Origin of the sequence: Leisingera daeponensis DSM 23529 (assembly GCF_000473145.1) — a bacterium.
In the GTDB taxonomy this organism is placed as follows: Bacteria; Pseudomonadota; Alphaproteobacteria; order Rhodobacterales; family Rhodobacteraceae; genus Leisingera; species Leisingera daeponensis.
Genome location: NZ_KI421500.1, coordinates 2,842,574 through 2,861,782 on the forward strand (window position 1 = coordinate 2,842,574; position 19,209 = coordinate 2,861,782).

The window sequence follows — 19,209 nt, forward strand, 5'->3', positions numbered from 1 at the left end:
CGTTGGTTTTTATTAGTTTAGGCGAGTCGTCCTAAGGAAAGACTAAGCCCGCGTGCCCAAGTCATTCCTTGGGCACGGCTCCGTTGCGTCCGGCCAGGACCACGCTGATGGTATAGGCGGCTTCCGGGCTCAGGCCCGCCATGATCCCCGCCGCGGCCTCCGGCTGCATCCGGGCAAGGAAGCCTGCTGCGAATGCAGGGTCCATTTCCTCGAACAGGGCTGCGGCCTCCTTGGGCTTCATCTGCTCATAGACAGTGGTCAGCCGGGTCACATCCGACTCCGTCGCCCCATCGGCCAGGGCCAGGGTCGCGCGCAGCTTCTCTTCTGCCTGCTCCAGCGCCACCAGCTTCTTGTTGATCGCCTGATCGGCAATCTCCAGCGCCTTCATCCGGTCCTGAATCTCCGCCTCGCGGGCGGCCAATACCTGTTCCCGCTCCTGAAAGGCCGCCAGCATCGTCTGCAGCTCAGCAGAGGACGGCATCGATTCGCCCCGCGGCTCCCCCTTATGCGCAGGCTCATCCCGGCCCGGCTCCTTCAGACTGGCCACTTCGCGGGCAATTGCGGGCCCGGCTTCCAGTCCCAACCGCACCGCGGCAGAGCCGATCAGCAGGACCGCCAGCATCATCAGCGTGCCGCCCCGCCGCAAGCCTTTGGGTTTCTTAGCCGCCTTCGCCATTACGCCACCCGGTTCTGGCTGCGGTTATGGCGGACGAACATCAGGCCAGAGGGCTTAACCTCTTCCTGGATTTCTTCGGCCGGCTTCGATTCGGCCTCATAAGCGGCTGCCATCTCCTCATCTTCGGCCACGGGTTCCGCAACCGGAGCCGCAGGCCGGGCTTCGGGAATATCATGCATGGACGCCATCATCAGCTCCAGCCGCTGGGCCACCGATTCGGCCCGCCCGGTCAGCTGCTGCAGCGCCTTGCTGGAGCCGTCAGACACCTGTTGCGCCGACTGCAGCGACTTGTTGAGGTCATCCACCTGGGAGGACAGCACGGCGACCGCGCCGCCCACGCCCTTTTCCAGATCATTGAACCGCTTCAGCCTGCGTGACAGCACCAGACAATAGAATCCGGCACCCAGCGCTCCGGCCGCAAGCAGGATATCAGCAATAATGTCCATCCTGTCCTCCTAGTTCAGTACGAAATCCATAATCAGCAGATCACGCACCCGGCCCTGGCCGGTGGCAATGTTGATCCGCCGCAGCATCTGCGCTCTCAGTTTCGGCAGAGCCATCGGATCGGTCAGATCCTCAAGCTCCAATGCTCTCAGGTAGCTGTTCAGGACATCGACAACCCGCGGGAGGATTTTCTCGACCTCGGCCTGGTGCGCCAGGTCGACCTCAAGTTGCGCGCGGAACCGCAAATGCTTGATACCGCTGGCTTTGCGCAGGGTAATCACAATCGGGTCCATTTCGATAAAGGCAAGATTGGCGATATCCTCCGCCGTCTCACCCGTGTCCACGCCTTCTGGCGCCTCTTCGGCCGCATGCGCCGGTTCGGGCGCTGCTTTCTGACCAAAGGGAAGAAGGCCTGACTGAACGGCAAAGAATCCGCCGCCCGCCCCCGCCAGCGCCAGCACCACCCCGATGATCAGGGGCAGTTTGCCTTTCTTGGCCGGGGCATCTGCTTCTGTATCTACTGCAGCGTCTGTCATGGCTATCCCTAAAACGTCGTGCAGCTTCTTCATAACCTGCGAGGAACTAACCGAATGTTAAGGCCGATCCGTCAAAAAGGTTGCACGCCGGACAGAACGCCGGTGCGACGGAGGTTAATGTGCAGCAGATCAAGAATGTCTGGGCAGAAATGGACATGCGGAAGCGTCTCATTGCCGTGGGTGCCACGGTAATCATGATTCTCAGCGTGATCGCGATGTCCCATGTGGCAAGCAAGCCATCAATGACACTGCTTTATGCCGGGCTGGAAAGCGGCTCGGCCGGAGACGTGGTGCGGGCGCTGGAACAGCGCGGCACCCAATATGAAGTGCGCGGCAGCTCGATCTACGTGCCGTCCACGCATCGTGACGAACTTCGTATGACCCTGGCGAGCGAAGGCCTGCCGGCCAACGGCGGCAAAGGGTATGAACTGCTCGATTCGCTTAGCGGCTTTGGGACCACCTCGCAGATGTTCGATGCCGCCTACTGGCGCGCCAAGGAAGGCGAGCTGGCCCGCACCATTGTCGCCAGCCCGCATGTAAGCCAGGCCCGGGTGCATATCGCCAACACCGGATTGAACCCCTTCCAGCGCACGGTAGAGCCCACCGCATCGGTTTCCATCGTGCCGATGGGGTCGCCGATCACGCCTGCACAGGCCAACGCTATCCGTTTCCTGGTGTCCTCCGCTGTCACCGGTCTGGCGGTGGAAAACGTTGCGGTGATCGACGCCAATGGCGCTTTGATCGGGTCCTCGGATGCCACCGCCGCAGCCGGCGCCGGCACGGATGACCGGTCGCAGACGATTCGTGAGCGGGTCATGCGCCTTGTCGAGGCCCGCGTCGGCCAGGGCAACGCCGTGGTCGAGGTCAGTGTCGAAACCGTGACCGACACCGAATCTATCCGAGAAAAGCTCATTGATCCCAAAAGCCGTGTCGCCGTCAGCACCGATGTCGAGGAACGCGCCGATTCTTCCACCAACCAGGCGGGCGAAGTCACCGTTGCCTCAAACATTCCCGATGGCGATGCTGCCTCCGGCCAGGGGTCCAAGGCCAACACGAGCGCAACCCGCGAGCGGATCAATTATGAAATCTCCGAAACCGAAAAAGAAATCCTCCGCGGCCCCGGGGCCATCAAGCGCCTGACCGTCGCGGTGCTGATCAATGGCACAGCCGTCACCAATGACGCCGGCGAAACCGTATTCCAGCCCCGGCCGGAAGACGAGCTGGCCGCCATGCGGGAACTGATTTCCGCGGCAGTCGGCTTTGACGCGGAGCGTGGCGACGTGATCACTCTCAAGTCTATGGAGCTGCCCGCCGTGGAACCCCAGGGCACGGTCGCGACCGCCTCTTTCTTCGATAACCTCTACTTTGACGCCATGTCTCTGGTCCAGATCGGCGCGCTGGCCCTCGTCAGCCTGATCCTTGGCCTTTTTGTCGTGCGCCCGATCCTGTCGAACCAGGCCACGCCGGTTGCGGCATTGCCAAGCCCTGGCGGCGGCGATCTGCCCGGGTTGCCCGGTATCGGCGGCGGCGGCTTCATGACTGCGCCGGACCTGGGGGCAGGACTCGCGCTGGATGGTGAAATCGAAAACAACGAAACCGGGCAATTCGAACCGCTGGGCGGCCTGCCGGCCATGGGCACGGGCGACATGATGGGCGCAATTGGCCTGCCGGCAATGGGCGGCGGTATGGATGACCCCGTCGACCGCCTGCGCAACATGATAGGCGAACGGCAGGAGGAAACCGTCCAGATCCTGCGCGGCTGGCTGGAAGAGAATAGGGAGCAAGCCTGATGACGATTGCGCATTTGCTTGAGGACTTCGGATTCGAAACGCCCGCCGAACCGGTGGTGCCGGCGGTCTCCGAAGACGTCCTGGAAGAACAGCGGCTGGCCTCCTTCGAAAAAGGCTACAGCGCCGGCTGGGATGACGCGGTAACGGCCAAGGATCAGGAAACCACCCGGATCTCCGCCGAACTGGCCAACTCTCTGGAGGACCTGAGCTTTACCTATCACGAAGCGCAAGCCCAGCTGCTCGATTCGCTGGATCCGATGTTCAAGGTTCTGACCAGTGCCATTCTGCCGGATGCGATGGCGGCCTCCTTCGGGCACCACATCGTCGACCAGCTCGCAGGAATGGCAAAAGGGCAGACCGATCAGCCGATGCAAATTGTGGTATCGCCCGGCGAAGGCGCGCCCGTGCGCAACCTGCTGCCGCAGAACTTTTCTGTCCCGGTCACCGTGCGGGAAGACAGCACGCTGTCCTCCGGCCAGGCCTACCTGAGCGTCGGAAGCACCGAATGCGAAATCAACTGCGATGCCCTTCTCGAATCGATCCAGGATTCGATCGAAGCCTTCACCTATCACGCGAAAGAGGACAGCCAATATGGATGACGCCGCCGATCTGAACAAGAAAGCCGCTGATGCCAACAACCCCTTTGTTTCGGTTCCCGTCGAAGTGGTTGTTTCGGTGGGCAAGGCCCGGCCGCTGATCCGCGATCTGGTCAGCCTGGGTGAAAACGCGATTCTGACGCTCGACAAGCGGGTTGAAGATCCGGTCGACCTCTACGTCGGGGACCGGCTGGTCGCCCGGGGCCAACTGGAAGAGCTGGAAGGCGAGCAGGCCGGACAGCTGGCCGTGCGCCTGACGGAAATTGCCGATCTGCAAAGCGGTTTGGGATGACACAGAAGACCTTTGTGCGGGCGGCCCTGGCTATAGCGCTTTTGCTGGCCATGCCGCAGACCGCCCTGGCTCAAGAACTGAGCCTTTCGCTGGCAGACGGTGAGTCGGTTTCGGCCCGCTCGATCCAGCTGATTTTGCTGATTACAGTGCTCAGCCTGGCCCCCGGCCTGCTGATCATGATCACCTGCTTTCCCTTTCTGGTGACGGTCCTGTCGATCCTGCGCCAGGGCATCGGTCTGCAGCAGGCGCCGCCAAACATGCTGATGATCAGCCTGGCGCTGTTCCTGACCTACTTCGTGATGGAGCCGGTTTTTACAGAGGCCTGGAACAGCGGTATCAGCCCGCTGCTGGAAGAACAGCTTGAACCGGGCGAGGCCATCTCGCGCAGCCTGGAACCGTTCCGGGCGTTCATGGCCAACCGTCTGGATCCGGACACGTTTTATGCCATTGCCGACCTCAGGCCGGAAACCCAAGGCATGGACCCGGTGCCGCAAGCGCCGCTGTCCGCGCTGGTCCCGAGCTTCCTGCTGTCCGAAATCGCACGCGCCTTTCAAATCGGCTTTCTGGTCTTTCTGCCATTCCTGGTGATCGACCTTGTGGTGGCAGCGGTCCTGATGTCGATGGGGATGATGATGGTGCCGCCGGCCATCGTGTCCCTGCCCTTCAAACTGGCGTTCTTTGTTGTTGCCGACGGCTGGAGCCTGATCGCCACCGCCCTCGTGCGCAGCTATTATCCCTAGCCCTTAGAACCGGTAGAAACGGATAGCCCGGGCCGCCCGATGTGCCCGGGCTTTTCTGTACGCGCGCTCCTGCCGCCCCCTTCCACCTCGCATTCGAATATCCGCAGCAGACGATTTGACGCGCAGGGATCTCAGCATCGTGCCGTCAAGGTTCTGAGGTTGCTCGCAACCGTTATCAATCGGCGACGATGCCGGTCCTGGCCTCCCGGCCGTACCCTTGCCTTGGTTCATTCCGGGAACCAGAACGCTCCCCCTCTGACCAAACCACCGCCCTGTGCCCTTGCGGCTCTTTGGTGCGGCTTACCCGGCTCGGCCCCACTCTGATGCGGAGACCAGCGCAGGCCCAAGCTTGCAAGCCCAGCCTCAGGAGAGCCAAAGACGGGTGGCCTGCCGCCAAACAAAAAACCGGCTTCAACAGGTGAAGCCGGCGCATTTTCTGTCAGGGTTACGGTGCCAGTCAGCGGACGACGAATTCCGCGTGCAAGGCACCCGCGGCCTTGAGGCTTTTCAGAATGTCGATCATATCCCGCGGCGATACACCCAGGGCGTTCAAGCCAGACACGACCTCCGAAAGCGAAGTTGTCTCAGGCACTTCTGCCAGCTGGATCCCCTCCTCCTCCTCGATCGCAGCGCCCGTACGCGGCACGACAACAGTTTCCCCATCTGCAAAGGGGTTGGGCTGAACCACCAGCGGCGTCTCTTCAATGCGGAGTGTAAGATTGCCTTGGGCCACGGCCACGCGGGATATCCGCACGTCGCTGCCCATCACAATGGTGCCGGAGCGCTGGTCGACTACCACCCGGGCTTTGCGCTGCGGCTCGACCAGAATGTTCTCGATCCGGCCCACCGCATGCGCCGTCGAGCGGGTGTTGGTGCGGCCGATATCGACTTCAACAGTTCCGGAATCCCGCATCAGGGCAACATTGCGGCCGAATTCATTGTTGATTGCCCGTTCGATCCGCCCCGCCGTCGTGAAATCCGGCTCGCGCAGCGCCAGCCGCATGGAGGTCAAAGAGGCCAGATCGAAATCAATCTCCCGCTCGACCCGGGCGCCCGACGGGATCACGCCCGCCGTCGGGACTCCCTGCGTCACTGTCGCAGCCTCGCCTTCGGCCACCGCACCGCCAGCCAGGATTGTGCCTTGGGCGACAGCATAGATCTGACCATCGGCGGCGTTCAGCGGCGTCATGATCAGAGTGCCGCCCAGCAGGCTTTTGGAGTCGCCGATGGCTGAGACCGTCACGTCGATGGTACTGCCGACACGGGCGAAGGGCGGCAAGGTGGCTGTCACAAAAACGGCCGCCACATTCTTCGGGCGGAACTGCTCGCCGGTCACGTTGACGCCAAGCCGCTCCAGGATGTTGGTCATGATTTCTTCGGTGAACGGCGAATTGCGCAACCCGTCACCGGTTCCATCCAAGCCGACGACCAGGCCGTAGCCGACCAGGTCATTACCGCGGACCCCGTCGAATTCCACCAGGTCCTTAAGCCGGATAGTATTTGCCTGCGCCGCCACGGGCAGCAAAAACAGGCAAGCAAAGAAGAGACGCAGGACAGCCATCATGAGATATACTTCAGCAAGGACAGCTGCGAGCTGCGGGCGGTAATTGTATAAAGGCCCTCAAGCTGCGTCTGCGCTTCCTGAAGCCGGGTGTAGGTTTCATACGGATCGGCCGAAACCAGTTTGTTCTTGACGATGCTCAGGCTGGTTTTCGACGCCTCGTTCCGGGTATTGACCGCCTCGAGCTGGCCCTCGATGAAACCAACGTCAGCCTGCAGATCAATCAGCCTGTCCGCACTTTCAGTCAGCTCGCTGCTGGCCTTGATAACCAGATCGATCTGCACGTCTTCGCTCAGGCCGAGGCTGGGCTCATCCGCGAGCGCAGTGATCACGTAACTCTGCAGCGCATGTTTCAGATTTTCATCGTCGGCGCGGATCCCCAAGGTCACCTGCTCTCCCTCGCCGACGGTAACCGGCTGCAGCGAAGTTGTAGAGCCGCGGTACATGACGGCATCAAATCCGGCCGGATCGTCGAACCAGTCCTTAACTTCCTGAATGATGTCATTGCTGGTTGTCAGCCCCGAAACTTCCGCGAGGACGGCCGTCATCAGCGTGCTGGTGTTATTCAGCGGCTTGGTGTCCGTTGCAGTGCCCGCAAAGATTGTCCGCCCCCCGACAGAGGTGTTCATCAGGTTGATGGCGCTGGCCAGCCGCTGCTTGGCCTGGCTGCCGAACTGCTGTGCATTTTCCGTATCGAGTGCGGGCGACAGTCTCAGGATGTCGTTGCGCATCGCCTCGACCTGGCTGTGCACCTTATCAAGGCTGCCTTGCGTGGTGGTCGCAAACAACCGCACTTCGCTATTGGCAACCATATAGCTGCCGATCCGGTTCAGCGAGCTCTCCAGATCTGCAAGATAGGTGAAATCGCCGCCCAGCCGTTCGCTCAGGTTCGACGATTTTCCAGTGGCAAACTCTTCGGAGAGAGTGGTGACGTTTTCCTTCAGCTCCGTGTTGCGGCTGCGGAGAAAGAGGTGCTGCGCCATATCGCCATAAGAATTCAAAATCATGGGTCAGATCCTCAAGAGTGTTTCCATAAGTTCATCGACAACGCTGAGCATACGGGCATTGGCGGCATAATATTTTTCGACAAGCATCAGGTTCTGCAGCTCGGCGTCGGTGTCGACGCCCAGTGCCAGTTCCGCCTGGCTCAGCTCGTTGAAACTGGTAGCGGCAAAGGTCGAAGCACGCGCAGCGGTTTCATTGTCCTGGGCAAACCGGGACAGCAGGTTCGCACTCAGCGTCGCAGCTGTCATGTTGGCCGTGCCAAGGCCGACTGAGGACACCGTGCGGGTGGTGTTCAAAGCGTCCGAATAGGCTTGCAGCAAGCTGGAATCGCCTGGATCGCCGGGAGCCGCGGCGTAAAGGCCATCGCGAAACCGCCATGTCTCACCGGCGCGGTCCAAAGCCAGCAGATCGTTCAGCTCGATCCGGTTGGAGAGTCCAACGATGTTCGCCGGATCGTAGAAGGCGCCATCGTCGGTGAATATACCTGCATCCGTCACCCCGATAGTGGCATCCAGCGACGGGTCCTGGAACCGCTCGATAAGATCGGCGGCCATCGCGTCCAGATCTTCCTGGGCCTCTACCGCGGTCACATCACGGATTTGAAACTGCGCGGTCAGGGTGCCGCCGCGCAACGGCCCGTCCGGACCGGTGCCGATTGTTTTGCCGTTAACCTGGAGACCGGAGATCATGCCGTTGCCCAAAGTCATGTGAGGCATGATATCCCGCGACGGCGCAAAACTCAGCTCGGACGCCTTGTGGTCCAGCAGCATCACCCCGCCAGTGGAATAAAGCGTGACCTGGCCGTTGTCGCGGCGGACGACATTGACCGGAATGATCGCGTTCACCTGATCGATCAGCTGGTCGCGCTGATCCTGCATTGACACGGCGTCCATGCCGCCGGCCTCGACGACCATGATCCGGGCGTTGAGCTTTTCAATCTCCTTCAAGGCCTGATTCACGGTGTCGACCTGGCTGCCGATTGCGCTGTCCGCATTGATCCGCAGGCCCCGCAACCCCTCGGCCGTGCGCGAAATGGAATCTGCCAAGGCGTTCGCCTTCACCGACAGATCATTCAGCCGGGGCTGCGAATCCGGGCGCGAGACTGCTTCGATCAGCGACGATTCGAAATCCGAAAGCTGGGAGGCCAGCGACATCTCATCATCGACGGTGCCCACCAGATCGGACATTCGGCTGAAGAAATCGCCCTCCGCCTTGGCGGCGCCGTATTCTGCTTCGGCAACCCGGCGGTTGGAGATCAGCACAGGATCATTCAAGCGCTGGACATCGCCGATCCGAACGCCGGGAACGCCGGCCCCGGGGCTGTTCAGATCCAGAACCCGGCGCGTGTAGCCCGGGGTCAGCGCATTGGCCAGGTTTTCGGCGACAACCTGCGAGGACCGGCCGGCCGCGCTCAGCCCGGTCATGGCGCTGTTAAGGGCGGAATATATAGACATGTTCAGCCTGCTTTCGTGAAGCCAATGTCAGGGAGCATCAAGCGCGTTAGCGCTTGATGTTGGTGGTTTCCTGCAGCATCTCGTCAACGGTCTGGATGACCTTGGCGTTGGACGAATAGGCCCGCTGAGTCTTGATCATGTCGGTCAATTCGGTTGCCACGTCGACAGCCGATTCCTCCTGCGCGTAGCCCAGGATTTCACCGGTCGGCCCCTCGCCGGCATCCCACAGGTAGAACGCCCCGGAATCGTCGGTCGGCTTGTAGGTCTGGCTGTCCAGCGCCTGCATGCCGTTGATGTTGGAGACATCCGCCAGCGGAACCTTGTAGATGACCTTGGTGTCGCCTGAATCATAGGAGGCGATCACTTCACCGGACGCGTTTACCTCGACCGAAACGAAGGATCCGACCGCCGTCCCGTCCTTCTCCGTGGTGCCGGGCACGAACTCGTCACCCAGCTGGCTCATGCCGTTCTGTTCGCCAATCACACCGATATTGATCTCGACTGGCCCGCCCGCAACGTTGATGGTCACCGAACCGGCGGTTGCATCATAGGCACCACCCGTCAGGGTTGCCACGCTTTGAAGCGTGCCTGCAGACGCCGCGCTGTCATCGAAGGTCAGAGTGTACTCGCCGATGACCGTCGCACCGGTTGCGGAGTCCACGATTTGCATCGTCCATTCGTTTGTTCCGCTGGTCGCCGGCGGCGTGGCAACGCTGGGCGTATAGGTAATAGTCAGCTCTTCGGAGCGGCCCATGTTGTCGAAATACTGAACCACTTGCTCGACCGGGTCGCCAGAGGCACCGGGATCGGTTTCGGCTGCCGGCAGGTTCGCCGTCAGGCTGATTTCGGTTGTCGGCTCCGCCGACAGGCGGTTCAGGTCGATGCGGATCGGCTCCAGGGCATCGGCGGTATCCCTTGCCACATCCGGAAGCGTGCCATCAGCCTGCGCGGGCCAGCCCATCAGGACCAGACCGGATTCTGTCGACAGGTACCCGCTGGAATCGGTCCGGAAGGATCCGGTGCTGGTCAGCATCATAGACGGGCTGCCACCCGCCTCCACCTCTGTGATCGAGGCAACGGGCAGCATGCCGCGGCCGCGCACCGCCAGGTCGGTGGCGTTGTTGGTCGAAACCAGCGGGCCGCGCTCGTCGATCAGCCGGACGTTGGTCGTGCGCACGCCCCCCGCCGAATAAGTGCCGCCGGAGCCGGACAAGACCATGGAATGGAAATCTGTCTGAACCCGCTTGTAGCCGCGGGTCGAGGAGTTGGCGATGTTATCGGAAATGGAAGCCAACCGGCTGGCGTTGGCGCTCAATCCTGAAACGCCCGCGTTCAGCGACGAAGAAATGGTCATAGCACGCCTTTCTGCTGCATCTAATCATTCTGAATGCAACAGCTAGCGCAGGAGCGATTAACGGGCGGCTAACAGATAAAATATGACTCATCTGCCAGCCGCCGGCCTCAATGTTTACAGAGGGTTATTCGCGCAAAAAGATGATTTCGATCCGGTCGTTGCGGGCAGCCATCGGATTCCCGACCGCCAGCTTCCGGTCAGCATGGCCGGTGACCCGGTGAACCCGCCCCGCATCCAGCCCGCCCGATTCGAGCAGCGTGCGGGTTATGTCCGCCCGTGCATGGGAGAGCTCCCACACCGGATTCTTCGCCAGAACAACCGGGTGCGAGCGGATATGGCCGCCAATCGCAACGTTGCTGGTCACGCCGTCCGAGACCCGCGCAATCATCCTGACCAGATCCCGGAACAACGGCTTCGGCTCCGCCTGGTCTTCTTCGAACAGCGGCATGTCTTCAGTCGCGAACAGCTCTATGATCAGCCCTTCATCGGTGACGCGGGTGACGATATGGCGGGCCATTGCAACGGACACCATGCTCTCGCCGCCGCGTCCGGACAACTGTTCCTCGATAGCGCGGAACTTGGAATCATCTTCCTCGCGCTTTTCGGTCGACTCGACCCCGGTGTCGCCCTGCGCCTTCTGGGCATCCATCGGATTGATATCCGTCGCCCCGGTGCCGGATTGCGGCTGAATGTCCTCGGTGAACATACTGTCACCCTGGAAAGCGCCATTGCCGCCGCCGGACACCCGGCTTAGCGGGATTGATGGCGAGAAGTAATCCGCCAGCCCTTTGCGTTGTTTTTCCGTCGTCGCGTTAAGCAGCCACATCAGCATGAAGAAGGCCATCATTGCGGTCACGAAGTCGGCATAAGCCACCTTCCATGCGCCGCCGTGATGGCCATCGCCACCACTGACTTTTTTCCTCTTGATGATAATGGGCGCCACATTGCTCTGTGCGCTCATATCCACCACCACTATTTTCACCCATCCCTGGCATAGCAGGCGGCGCGTTAAACGGGCCTTAACAATTAAACTTGCCGGCAGTTAACCCCCATGCGTCCCGTCCTCAGCCGTGCCGCAGGCATCGCTTTTCCAGCGGCAAATGCTGCATCTTAAAAACCACTTATCTTGACATCTAATAATCTTATCGAACGTTGATCGAGGACAAACAGCTGCCAAGGCCCCGGGGCTAGTGTCCCCTCAACACAGCACATGGGACACTGAAAGGAGATCATTATGCTGACCCGCAGAGCCGCACTGATAGGGGCAGCCGGCGCAGCAGCGCTGCCTGTACTGGCCAAAGCCGCCAAGGCTGACACCACCACCGTTCACGAGGCCGCCGCGCCGGTTGACCTGTCCAGCCTCAAGCGCATCAAGCGCGAGCTGGTGGCACCGCCCTTTGTGCATGAGCACGAGCAGGTTGCGCCGGGCGGACCGCGCATCGTCGAATTCGAGATGAAGATCATCGAGAAGGAAATCGAAGTCGACCAGGGCGCCTATCTGCAGGGCATGACCTTCGACGGTTCTATTCCAGGCCCGATGATGGTGGTGCATGAGGGCGACTATGTCGAACTCACCCTGATCAACCCGCCGGAAAACATGCTGCAGCACAATATCGACTTCCACGCTGCAACCGGTGCTTTGGGCGGCGGCGCGCTGACCCTGGTGAACCCGGGCGAAAAGACCGTTCTGCGCTTCAAGGCGACACGCCCGGGCACCTTCGTCTACCACTGCGCTCCGGGCGGCCCGATGATCCCCTGGCACGTCGCCTCGGGCATGGCCGGCACCATCATGGTGCTGCCGCGTGAAGGCCTGTCGGACCACAACGGCGATCCGGTGAAATACGACCGCGTCTACTACATCGGCGAAAACGAGTTCTACATTCCGAAGGATGAGAACGGCGACTACCTCCGGTATGAAGACGTCGGGGAAAGCTACCCGGACACGCTGGAAGTCATGAACGGGCTGATCCCCAGCCACGTGGTCTTCAACGGCAAGGTCGGCGCTCTGACCGGCGAAAACGCCATGAAGGCGAAACAGGGCGAAAAAGTGCTGTTCGTGCACAGCCAGGCCAACCGCGACACCCGCCCGCACCTTATTGGCGGCCATGGCGACCTGGTGTGGGAAGCCGGCAAGTTCAACAACGTGCCGGACCGCGATCTGGAAACATGGTTCATTCGCGGCGGTTCTGCCGGGGCAGCGCTCTATGAGTTCCTGCAGCCAGGTGTCTACGCCTATGTGAACCACAACCTGATCGAGGCGGTGAACCTCGGCGCAACGGCCCACGTGGTGGTCGAAGGCGAGTGGAACAACGACCTGATGGAACAGGTGGTCGCCCCGACCGAATACTCCGGCGCCTGACCTTCTGCCAGGCGTGACACAGGAAAGGGCGGCTGCATCACGCGGCCGCCCGTTTTGCCTTGAGGGGATGCTGACATGAAAACTGAGCTGATTGCCGCCGGGGTTGCCGCGGCCGTTGGACTTCCTGGCCTTTGGTTTTCCAAGACCACGGATCCGGCACCGATGGCGGAAACCGTACCCATCGCGGCGGCCACCATAGCTTACCGCCCGATCGGTAATTTTCACCGGAACGGGAAAAGCGTCGTGCCGCCGGAACAGCAGCGTTCTGTTCCGGGTTTCGAGATCATGAAGCATCAGGTCTCAGCCGCGGAGTATTCTGCCTGTGTTGCCGCGGGTGCCTGCAAGAAGGCGGATGCCACCCCGGCAGAGAGCAGCCAGCCTCAAACTCACGTCAGCTGGCATGACGCTGCTGCATATGCCGAGTGGTATTCCAAGGAGACCGGCCATAGCTGGCGGCTGCCGGACGACGCTGAATGGCAGCTGGCCGCAGCGGAAATCTTTGGCGACGAGGCGGTCGAAACCGACGGCGGCGATCCGGCCCAGCGCTGGCTGCGCCAGTATGCCCGCGGCGTTACCCTGCGCGGGCTGCCAGGACCGGCACAGGGCCCGAAAAGCGAGCCGGGCGCCAACAGCAACGGTCTTACCGGATTAGGCGGCAATATTTGGGAATGGACCGGCGGCTGCATGCAGAACGGCGAGGTGCGCAAGGACGGCAGCCTTGAGCTGGGCGAACCTTATTGCAGCGCCCGCATTACCGGCGGCCGCCACCGGGCGGTTGTGATTGACTTCATCCGCGACGCCAGCGTAGGCGGCTGCGCGGTCGGGCTGCCGCCGGATTATCTGGGATTCCGGCTTGTGAAAGACGGCTGACACCGGCGCAGCCGGAGCGCTCCCGCGCCCGCAGGTGCCCCGGCTGCGCCGGAACGCCTTGGCGGCCTTGGGCCCGGCAGCTGCGCTGCGCGTGATTTCGGAATGCCGGTAATGCGCGCGCCTGCCTTGAACGTCTCTAACCCCGCCAGTTTGCCGCCCGCGCCTCAAGCGCAACCCGCGTGGTGACGAGCCGCAGACTGTTACTGTTAGCCCGGCGATAAGTGCGATGCGTCTCCGAGGCGGCCGCGCTGTGCGTCAGCACAGCGCCATGCCCAACTGTGAAGGGCCTCCGGAAGGAGGCCCCGGAACAGGCGGGAGCGCCCCGCTCCGGGATCAGGACGCCCGGCTGTACCGCACGCCTTCGGGAACATGCGCGTCAAAGCTGCTGGCGATGATGCGGGTCAGCGGACGGCCCTCAGGCACGATCTCCAGCGCGCCGTCATCCAACTGCACCAGATCGCCAAACCGGGCCGCGACCTGCGCCAGATTTGCATCCAGGCTTGCCGCCAGATCGCCGAAACGCTGCCGCAGCTCTTCCCGGTCCAGCCTGAAGTCGCACATCAGCATCTCGATGGCGCGGCTCCGCAGCAGATCCTCCTGGCTCATCACATGGCCGCGCGCGCCGGTCAGCTGGCCCGCCTCAACCCGCTGCACATAGGCAGGCGTGGCCGCCGCGTTCTGGATGTATCCGCCCGCAAAGCGGGAGATTGACGAGGCACCGAACCCGATCAGCGTCGGGCAAGTATCGTCCGTATAGCCCTGAAAATTGCGGCGCAGGTGGCCGGTGCGGGCAGCGGCCTCGAGCCCGTCACCGGGTTTGGCGAAATGGTCGATGCCGATTGCAGCAAAGCCAGCCGCGGCGAATCTCTCCGCCGCCAGCCCGGCCAGATGGTAGCGCGCCAGATCGTCCGGCAGCGTCTCCTCCTTGATCAGCTTCTGCCGCTTGGCCACCCATGGCACATGCGCGTAGCCGAACAGCGCCAGCCGGTCGGGACCAAGGCTCAGCACCTTCTCCACCGTGTCCGCCATCCGCGCCTGCGTCTGATGCGGAAGGCCATAGACCAGATCGGCATTGAGAGAATTGATCCCCGCTGCCCGCAGATCCTCCACGCAGGCCTTGGTCACCTCGAACGGCTGCGCCCGGCCGATCGCCTGCTGCACCAAGGGATCGAAATCCTGAATACCGATGCTGGCCCGGTTCATGCCTTCCTCTGCCAGCGCCGCGATCTTGTCCCGGTCCACCATGGTCGGGTCGATCTCCACCGAGAACTCCCAATCCTCCGTCTGCGGGAAAACCGCCTTCACCGCCTGCGCCAGCCGGTGGATCAGGTGCGGCGGCAAAATGGTCGGAGTTCCCCCGCCCCAATGCATCCGCCCCATCCGCAACCCCTTGGGCAAAAGCGGCGCCACCAGGTGCAGCTCCTGTTCCAGCGTGCCGATGTAGCTTTCCACCGGGCTCAGCGTTTGGGTGCCTTGGGTCCGGCAGGCACAGAACCAGCACAGCCGCTCGCAAAACGGGATATGCAGGTAAACGGACACCGGCACATCCGGATCCAGTGCCCGCAGTTCGCGGGCTTGCTCCGCAGCGCCAACGGCTGCTGTGAACACCGGCGCGGTCGGATAGGAGGTGTAGCGGGGCACCCGGCTGTCGAACAGCCCAAGGGCTTGAAGGCGGTCAATCTGTTTCATGACTTTCCTATGCCCCTTTTACGATTCCCCCACTTTGCGCAGGATCAAACCGGCATCCGGAATTCGGAACCGGCGGAAAACCGGCGTTCACTATCAACGTACTGGATTCGCTTGAGAAAACGATGGGCGGGGAAATTTTTCCGAAATTCAGCAAACAGGCACATTTTCCGTTTGACGCCTCTTGCGACTCCGCTTATACGCCGGTTTCACGACACCTGCCCAGGTGGCGGAATTGGTAGACGCGCTAGCTTCAGGTGCTAGTGTCCGTATGGACGTGGAGGTTCGAGTCCTCTCCTGGGCACCATCCCCCCTTACTCGAGAATTTGCAGGCAGCAGCGCGTCCAACGTGTGCTGTTGAGGCATGAGCGCCCGCCGTTTCCGGCAGGCGCAGGGGCGGTCCTCAGGCTGCCTGATAGTGCGGTGCCGTTGCCAGGAACCGGCCATAGGCGCTGGCATCCGGCGGCGCGAATTGCTCCACCAATGGATTAGACCGCTTCCATTGCGTCGCTCCCATATCCATCAGCAGCTCATCGAAGTGCTTGAAATGAAACGGAGCGGAGCACAGCCCGCCATAGATTTGCGCCGCCGGACGCTCCTTGCGGCGCCAGTCGAGCATCATCTGGATGTTTTCCTCCATTTCCGCCCGCGAAGGCTGACGCGCCAGCTGGCCATCGGCGTAGCGGACCAGCCAGTTTGCCACCATCTCCGCCGACAGAATGGTGCAGAAGCTGGAGTTGAAGCCGACAAAGCCCATTTCCGGCAGGTCCGGGTTCACTGCCAGGCGGTAGGTCCGGTACTGGCCGTCCGCCTCGATCAGCTTGTCCAGGTGCCGCTGCGCCAGGTAGGGAATACCGAGCTTCCAGCCGACCGCCGAGATCACCAGGTCAGCCCCGATTCTCTCACCGTTTTCCAGCACGATTTCATCGCCTTCATACCGTGAGAATGTGGTGCGGTGCGGGATGATCGAACCATCCTTGAAACCCTCGAACAATCCCGGTGTCACGATCGGCACAGAGCAGGAGACGTCTTTTTCGATCGGCACATCGGGAACCATGTCCCACTTCTTCAGTCCCAGCTGCAATTTCAACAGCGCTTCAAGGCCGCGGAAATTGGCCCAGATCAGCGGCTTGGCCAAACCATAGAAGGCCTTGTGCAGCCAGCTGCGGCCCCAGCCGTTGAACTGCACTTCCTGCGCCCGCATGTAGAGCAGCTTCTTGAAGTTGATGCCGCCGACAAAATACGGCACCCGCCAGACATTCTGCCGGTAGACCAGATGCACCTGCTTGGCGCCGCTCTGGGCCGCGTTGACCGCAACATCGGTGGCGGATTTGGAGCCGCCCAGCACCACAACCCGCTTGCCGCGCGCGTGTTCCGGATCAAGGTACTCCGAGGAGTGCATCACTTCCCCGCCTTGCGCGGCGAAGGCTTCCTGTCCGGGGTGGGTCAGGATGTTTTTCTCGGAGAACTGCCCGGTGCAGACCACGGCGAAATCCACGTCCTGAACCCGGGTCTCGCCGCCTGTCTCGATCACCAGCCGCCAGCCCGGCTGCCCGTCCGGGCGCCGGTCCATCTCCAGCACATTCGTGTTCAGCTGGAACAGGCGGTGCAGATCATGCTTGTCCGCATAAGAATGCAGATAGGCATGCACCTGCGGTCCCTTGGGCCATTCCGGATACTCCTCTGGCATCGGGTGGTCGGTATAGCAATACAGCTCCTTGGGGGATTGCGTCTGCACCCCCGGATAGGAACGTGAAAGCTCCCACACGCCGCCCAAGTCATGGCTGCGCTCATAACCCAGAACCTGATGCCCCTTTTCGGCAAAGGCCTTGGCCGCGGCCAGCCCGCTTACCCCGCCGCCGATCACAGCGACCGTCTTGCGTTTCACCATGTCCGCCTCCCTTATTCCGACGGCGGCGGCAGGAAATCCACCTCATGCAGCGCGGACAGCCGCACCAGCTCCTCCGGGTCGGTCACCCCGTCCAGCGCGCAGAATAAGTCAAACAGCTTGCGCGACGGCGCCACTCCGAAAACGCACGCGGCCTCTGCACCCGAGCGGTTGAAGATGCCGTGCGCCACCCCCATCGGCATCCGCACTGTGTCGCCCGGACCGGCCTGATAGACGTCGCCGCCGAATTCCACCTCCAGCGTGCCCTCCAGCATGGTGATCCACTCGTCCTGGGTGGGGTGCACATGCGGCGGCACAAAGGTGCCGTCCGGAATGGCCGCATGCCATATGAAAGCGTTTTCGCTGTGCAGCTTGGGCGTATAGGTTTGCCCGACGACATTCCAGGACAGGCCCTCCAGCCCGCCGGCCGCTTTGGTGATTCCCTGATCCATAGCCATAATTTCCTCCCTTATCGCTCGTATTACGAAGCCTAGGGGCAGACCCCGAAAAGGATTATCCAGAATGCGCAAAATAGCGCGGGACCGCAGGGTTGCCTGTCTCATGATTGTCTGATCGTGGAACCGTGCTAGGCTGCGCCGATGACCCGGCAGCAACCAGAACAGAGACATGAACCCTTGCGCGCGTGGCGGCAGTTCCACAGCCGCGACATTGACGAGGCGCGCACCCTGGTCGCCCAGAAATTCTGCGACCACCGTCTGCGGCCCGCCGGCAAAAGCCGCGGTTTCGGCACCTGTCACAACCATGTCCCGGGGCGCAGCCTGTCCCTCAATTACCTGTGCTACGGATCAGCCGTGCAAATTGACCCGGGCGAGCTGCAGAATTTCTATCTCGTGCAAATGCCGCTGAGCGGCGCAGCCGTTGTCGCCAACGGCACGGGGGCGGTTGGCTCAGGCATCGGCCAGGCCACCGTTCTCAACCCCACGCGGGCAACGCAGATGACATGGCAGGCGGATTGCCGGATGCTGCTGTTGCAGATTGACCGGGACGCGCTGCACGGCATTGCCGAGCGCGCCTCCGGGCTGCCGCTGTCTGAACCGGTGGTCTTTGACACAGCCGCACCTATCGGCACCGGCCCCCTGCACGGCTGGGCCCGGCAGTTCATCGCCTGCGTCAGGGCAACCGATGCGCAGGCAGGATTTGGACATTGGGGCGCCCTGCAGCAGCAGGTGATCGAAGAGCAGCTGATCCTCGGCTTGCTGACCCATCAGCAAAGCAACATCCATCATCTTCTGACTAAGCGCGCCCCCTTAGGCAGCAGCCTTCAGATCCGCCGTGCGCAAGACTATATCCATGCCAACGCGGCAGAGCCGCTGACCGTCTCAGCCATCGCCGCCGTGGCCGGCTGCAGCATCCGCACCTTGCAGGCCGGGTTCCGGCAGCATTTCGGCCTGACACCGGTGGAATATCTTCGCGATCTGCGGCTGGATCTGGCCCGCTATCTGCTGCTCTCGCGCCCTGCCGGAACGCCGGTCAGCAGCATCGCCTATGACAGCGGCTTCTCCCATCTGGGACGTTTTTCCCAGCTCTACCGCGCCCGCTTTGGCGAACTGCCCAGCACCACCCGCGCAGCCAACGGGTTTCCAGACCAATCCGAGCAACCCTCAACTCCCTGACACGCGTTTCTGTTCCGGGGCTGGATCCGGGCTCAGGATACGCCTGCGGGCTCATCGGCGGCCGCCATCTCCGGGAACTGGCGCGGGGTTGAAGCTCTCACAAGCTCTCCGGTGAATACCGCGGGCAGATCCCGCGGCGAAACAACCAGGAATTGCCCGCTTCGGTCCATTGATATCAGATAAACGCTTGGCGACCCCGGCAGGATTCGAACCTGCAACCTGCCCCTTAGGAGGGGGCTGCTCTATCCAGTTGAGCCACGGGGCCGCGTCTTTCCGCGATAGCAAATCCATCCTGCGATCACAATGGGATCGGCACAGCTCAAA

The 19,209-nt window shown here is 61.9% G+C and carries 18 protein-coding genes and 2 tRNA genes; 8 read left to right on the forward strand and 12 right to left on the reverse strand.

Annotated features, from left to right (window positions below; genetic code table 11):
* Nucleotides 1-61 precede the first annotated feature (61 nt).
* From DAEP_RS0114440 to DAEP_RS0114450, 3 genes are read right to left on the reverse strand one after another with little or no spacing between them, the layout of a single operon-like run.
* Nucleotides 62-676 carry a MotE family protein gene (locus tag DAEP_RS0114440; protein ID WP_027245131.1) on the reverse strand — a complete coding sequence of 205 codons (615 nt, stop codon included), beginning with the start codon at nucleotides 674-676 and terminating at the stop codon, nucleotides 62-64.
* Nucleotides 676-1,122: a hypothetical protein gene (locus DAEP_RS0114445; protein WP_027245132.1), complete on the reverse strand. Its 447-nt coding sequence runs from the start codon at nucleotides 1,120-1,122 to the stop codon at nucleotides 676-678. The genes DAEP_RS0114440 and DAEP_RS0114445 overlap by 1 nt, the downstream gene beginning before the upstream one ends.
* Before the next feature lie 9 nt (nucleotides 1,123-1,131).
* Nucleotides 1,132-1,656 (reverse strand): flagellar basal body-associated FliL family protein, encoded by a 525-nt coding sequence (locus tag DAEP_RS0114450; RefSeq protein ID WP_027245133.1) that lies wholly within the window; start codon nucleotides 1,654-1,656, stop codon nucleotides 1,132-1,134.
* Between the two features lie 119 nt (nucleotides 1,657-1,775).
* Between DAEP_RS0114450 and fliF the strand changes: the two genes are divergently transcribed.
* Genes fliF through fliP form a run of 4 tightly spaced genes read left to right on the forward strand, consistent with a single transcriptional unit; the run spans nucleotide 1,776 to nucleotide 5,074 of the window.
* Nucleotides 1,776-3,446, forward strand: coding sequence for a flagellar basal-body MS-ring/collar protein FliF (fliF, locus tag DAEP_RS0114455; RefSeq protein WP_027245134.1), 1,671 nt, complete (start codon nucleotides 1,776-1,778; stop codon nucleotides 3,444-3,446).
* Entirely contained in the window at nucleotides 3,446-4,045 is a 600-nt protein-coding gene (locus DAEP_RS0114460; protein ID WP_008556843.1) for a FliH/SctL family protein, read from the forward strand. Before fliF ends, DAEP_RS0114460 begins: the two co-directional genes overlap by 1 nt.
* Nucleotides 4,038-4,334: a FliM/FliN family flagellar motor switch protein gene (locus DAEP_RS0114465; protein ID WP_008555804.1), complete on the forward strand. Its 297-nt coding sequence runs from the start codon at nucleotides 4,038-4,040 to the stop codon at nucleotides 4,332-4,334. The genes DAEP_RS0114460 and DAEP_RS0114465 overlap by 8 nt, the downstream gene beginning before the upstream one ends.
* Nucleotides 4,331-5,074, forward strand: coding sequence for a flagellar type III secretion system pore protein FliP (gene fliP / locus DAEP_RS0114470; RefSeq protein WP_008556495.1), 744 nt, complete (start codon nucleotides 4,331-4,333; stop codon nucleotides 5,072-5,074). Before DAEP_RS0114465 ends, fliP begins: the two co-directional genes overlap by 4 nt.
* A gap of 457 nt (nucleotides 5,075-5,531) precedes the next feature.
* Here the strand turns inward: fliP and DAEP_RS0114475 are convergent, their stop codons facing one another.
* The 5 genes from DAEP_RS0114475 to DAEP_RS0114495 form a co-directional block, all read right to left on the reverse strand.
* The gene (locus tag DAEP_RS0114475) at nucleotides 5,532-6,638 is read right to left on the reverse strand and encodes a flagellar basal body P-ring protein FlgI (protein ID WP_008557925.1); all 1,107 of its coding nucleotides are present in this window, start codon (nucleotides 6,636-6,638) and stop codon (nucleotides 5,532-5,534) included.
* A complete protein-coding gene (locus DAEP_RS0114480; protein WP_008554850.1) occupies nucleotides 6,635-7,642 on the reverse strand; it encodes a flagellin in 1,008 nt (335 codons plus the stop codon). Before DAEP_RS0114480 ends, DAEP_RS0114475 begins: the two co-directional genes overlap by 4 nt.
* 3 nt (nucleotides 7,643-7,645) lie before the next feature.
* A complete protein-coding gene (flgK, locus tag DAEP_RS0114485; RefSeq protein WP_027245135.1) occupies nucleotides 7,646-9,094 on the reverse strand; it encodes a flagellar hook-associated protein FlgK in 1,449 nt (482 codons plus the stop codon).
* A gap of 46 nt (nucleotides 9,095-9,140) precedes the next feature.
* Nucleotides 9,141-10,448 (reverse strand): flagellar hook protein FlgE, encoded by a 1,308-nt coding sequence (locus DAEP_RS0114490; protein WP_008554946.1) that lies wholly within the window; start codon nucleotides 10,446-10,448, stop codon nucleotides 9,141-9,143.
* A 124-nt stretch (nucleotides 10,449-10,572) separates the two neighbouring features.
* Nucleotides 10,573-11,409 carry a flagellar motor protein MotB gene (locus tag DAEP_RS0114495; RefSeq protein ID WP_027245136.1) on the reverse strand — a complete coding sequence of 279 codons (837 nt, stop codon included), beginning with the start codon at nucleotides 11,407-11,409 and terminating at the stop codon, nucleotides 10,573-10,575.
* A 273-nt stretch (nucleotides 11,410-11,682) separates the two neighbouring features.
* Between DAEP_RS0114495 and nirK the strand changes: the two genes are divergently transcribed.
* Both nirK and DAEP_RS0114505 read left to right on the forward strand, forming a co-directional pair.
* Nucleotides 11,683-12,807: a copper-containing nitrite reductase gene (gene nirK / locus DAEP_RS0114500; protein WP_027245137.1), complete on the forward strand. Its 1,125-nt coding sequence runs from the start codon at nucleotides 11,683-11,685 to the stop codon at nucleotides 12,805-12,807.
* A 75-nt stretch (nucleotides 12,808-12,882) separates the two neighbouring features.
* A complete protein-coding gene (locus DAEP_RS0114505) occupies nucleotides 12,883-13,677 on the forward strand; it encodes a formylglycine-generating enzyme family protein (protein ID WP_027245138.1) in 795 nt (264 codons plus the stop codon).
* Between the two features lie 333 nt (nucleotides 13,678-14,010).
* Here DAEP_RS0114505 and hemN read toward each other — a convergent pair whose 3' ends face one another.
* On the reverse strand, nucleotides 14,011-15,366 hold the full coding sequence (gene hemN, locus DAEP_RS0114510) for an oxygen-independent coproporphyrinogen III oxidase (protein WP_027245139.1): 1,356 nt from the start codon (nucleotides 15,364-15,366) through the stop codon (nucleotides 14,011-14,013).
* Between the two features lie 217 nt (nucleotides 15,367-15,583).
* Between hemN and DAEP_RS0114515 the strand changes: the two genes are divergently transcribed.
* A tRNA-Leu gene (locus DAEP_RS0114515) sits at nucleotides 15,584-15,670 on the forward strand.
* 96 nt (nucleotides 15,671-15,766) lie between these two features.
* On the opposite strand, the gene DAEP_RS0114520 is transcribed toward DAEP_RS0114515, so the two are convergent.
* Both DAEP_RS0114520 and DAEP_RS0114525 read right to left on the reverse strand, forming a co-directional pair.
* On the reverse strand, nucleotides 15,767-17,254 hold the full coding sequence (locus DAEP_RS0114520) for a flavin-containing monooxygenase (protein ID WP_027245140.1): 1,488 nt from the start codon (nucleotides 17,252-17,254) through the stop codon (nucleotides 15,767-15,769).
* 11 nt (nucleotides 17,255-17,265) lie between these two features.
* Entirely contained in the window at nucleotides 17,266-17,703 is a 438-nt protein-coding gene (locus DAEP_RS0114525; protein WP_217513489.1) for a cupin domain-containing protein, read from the reverse strand.
* A gap of 147 nt (nucleotides 17,704-17,850) precedes the next feature.
* On the opposite strand from DAEP_RS0114525, the gene DAEP_RS22795 reads away from it, so the two are divergent.
* Nucleotides 17,851-18,885 carry an AraC family transcriptional regulator gene (locus tag DAEP_RS22795; RefSeq protein ID WP_036760707.1) on the forward strand — a complete coding sequence of 345 codons (1,035 nt, stop codon included), beginning with the start codon at nucleotides 17,851-17,853 and terminating at the stop codon, nucleotides 18,883-18,885.
* A gap of 188 nt (nucleotides 18,886-19,073) precedes the next feature.
* On the opposite strand, the gene DAEP_RS0114535 is transcribed toward DAEP_RS22795, so the two are convergent.
* Nucleotides 19,074-19,150, reverse strand: a tRNA-Arg gene (locus DAEP_RS0114535).
* Nucleotides 19,151-19,209 lie beyond the last annotated feature (59 nt).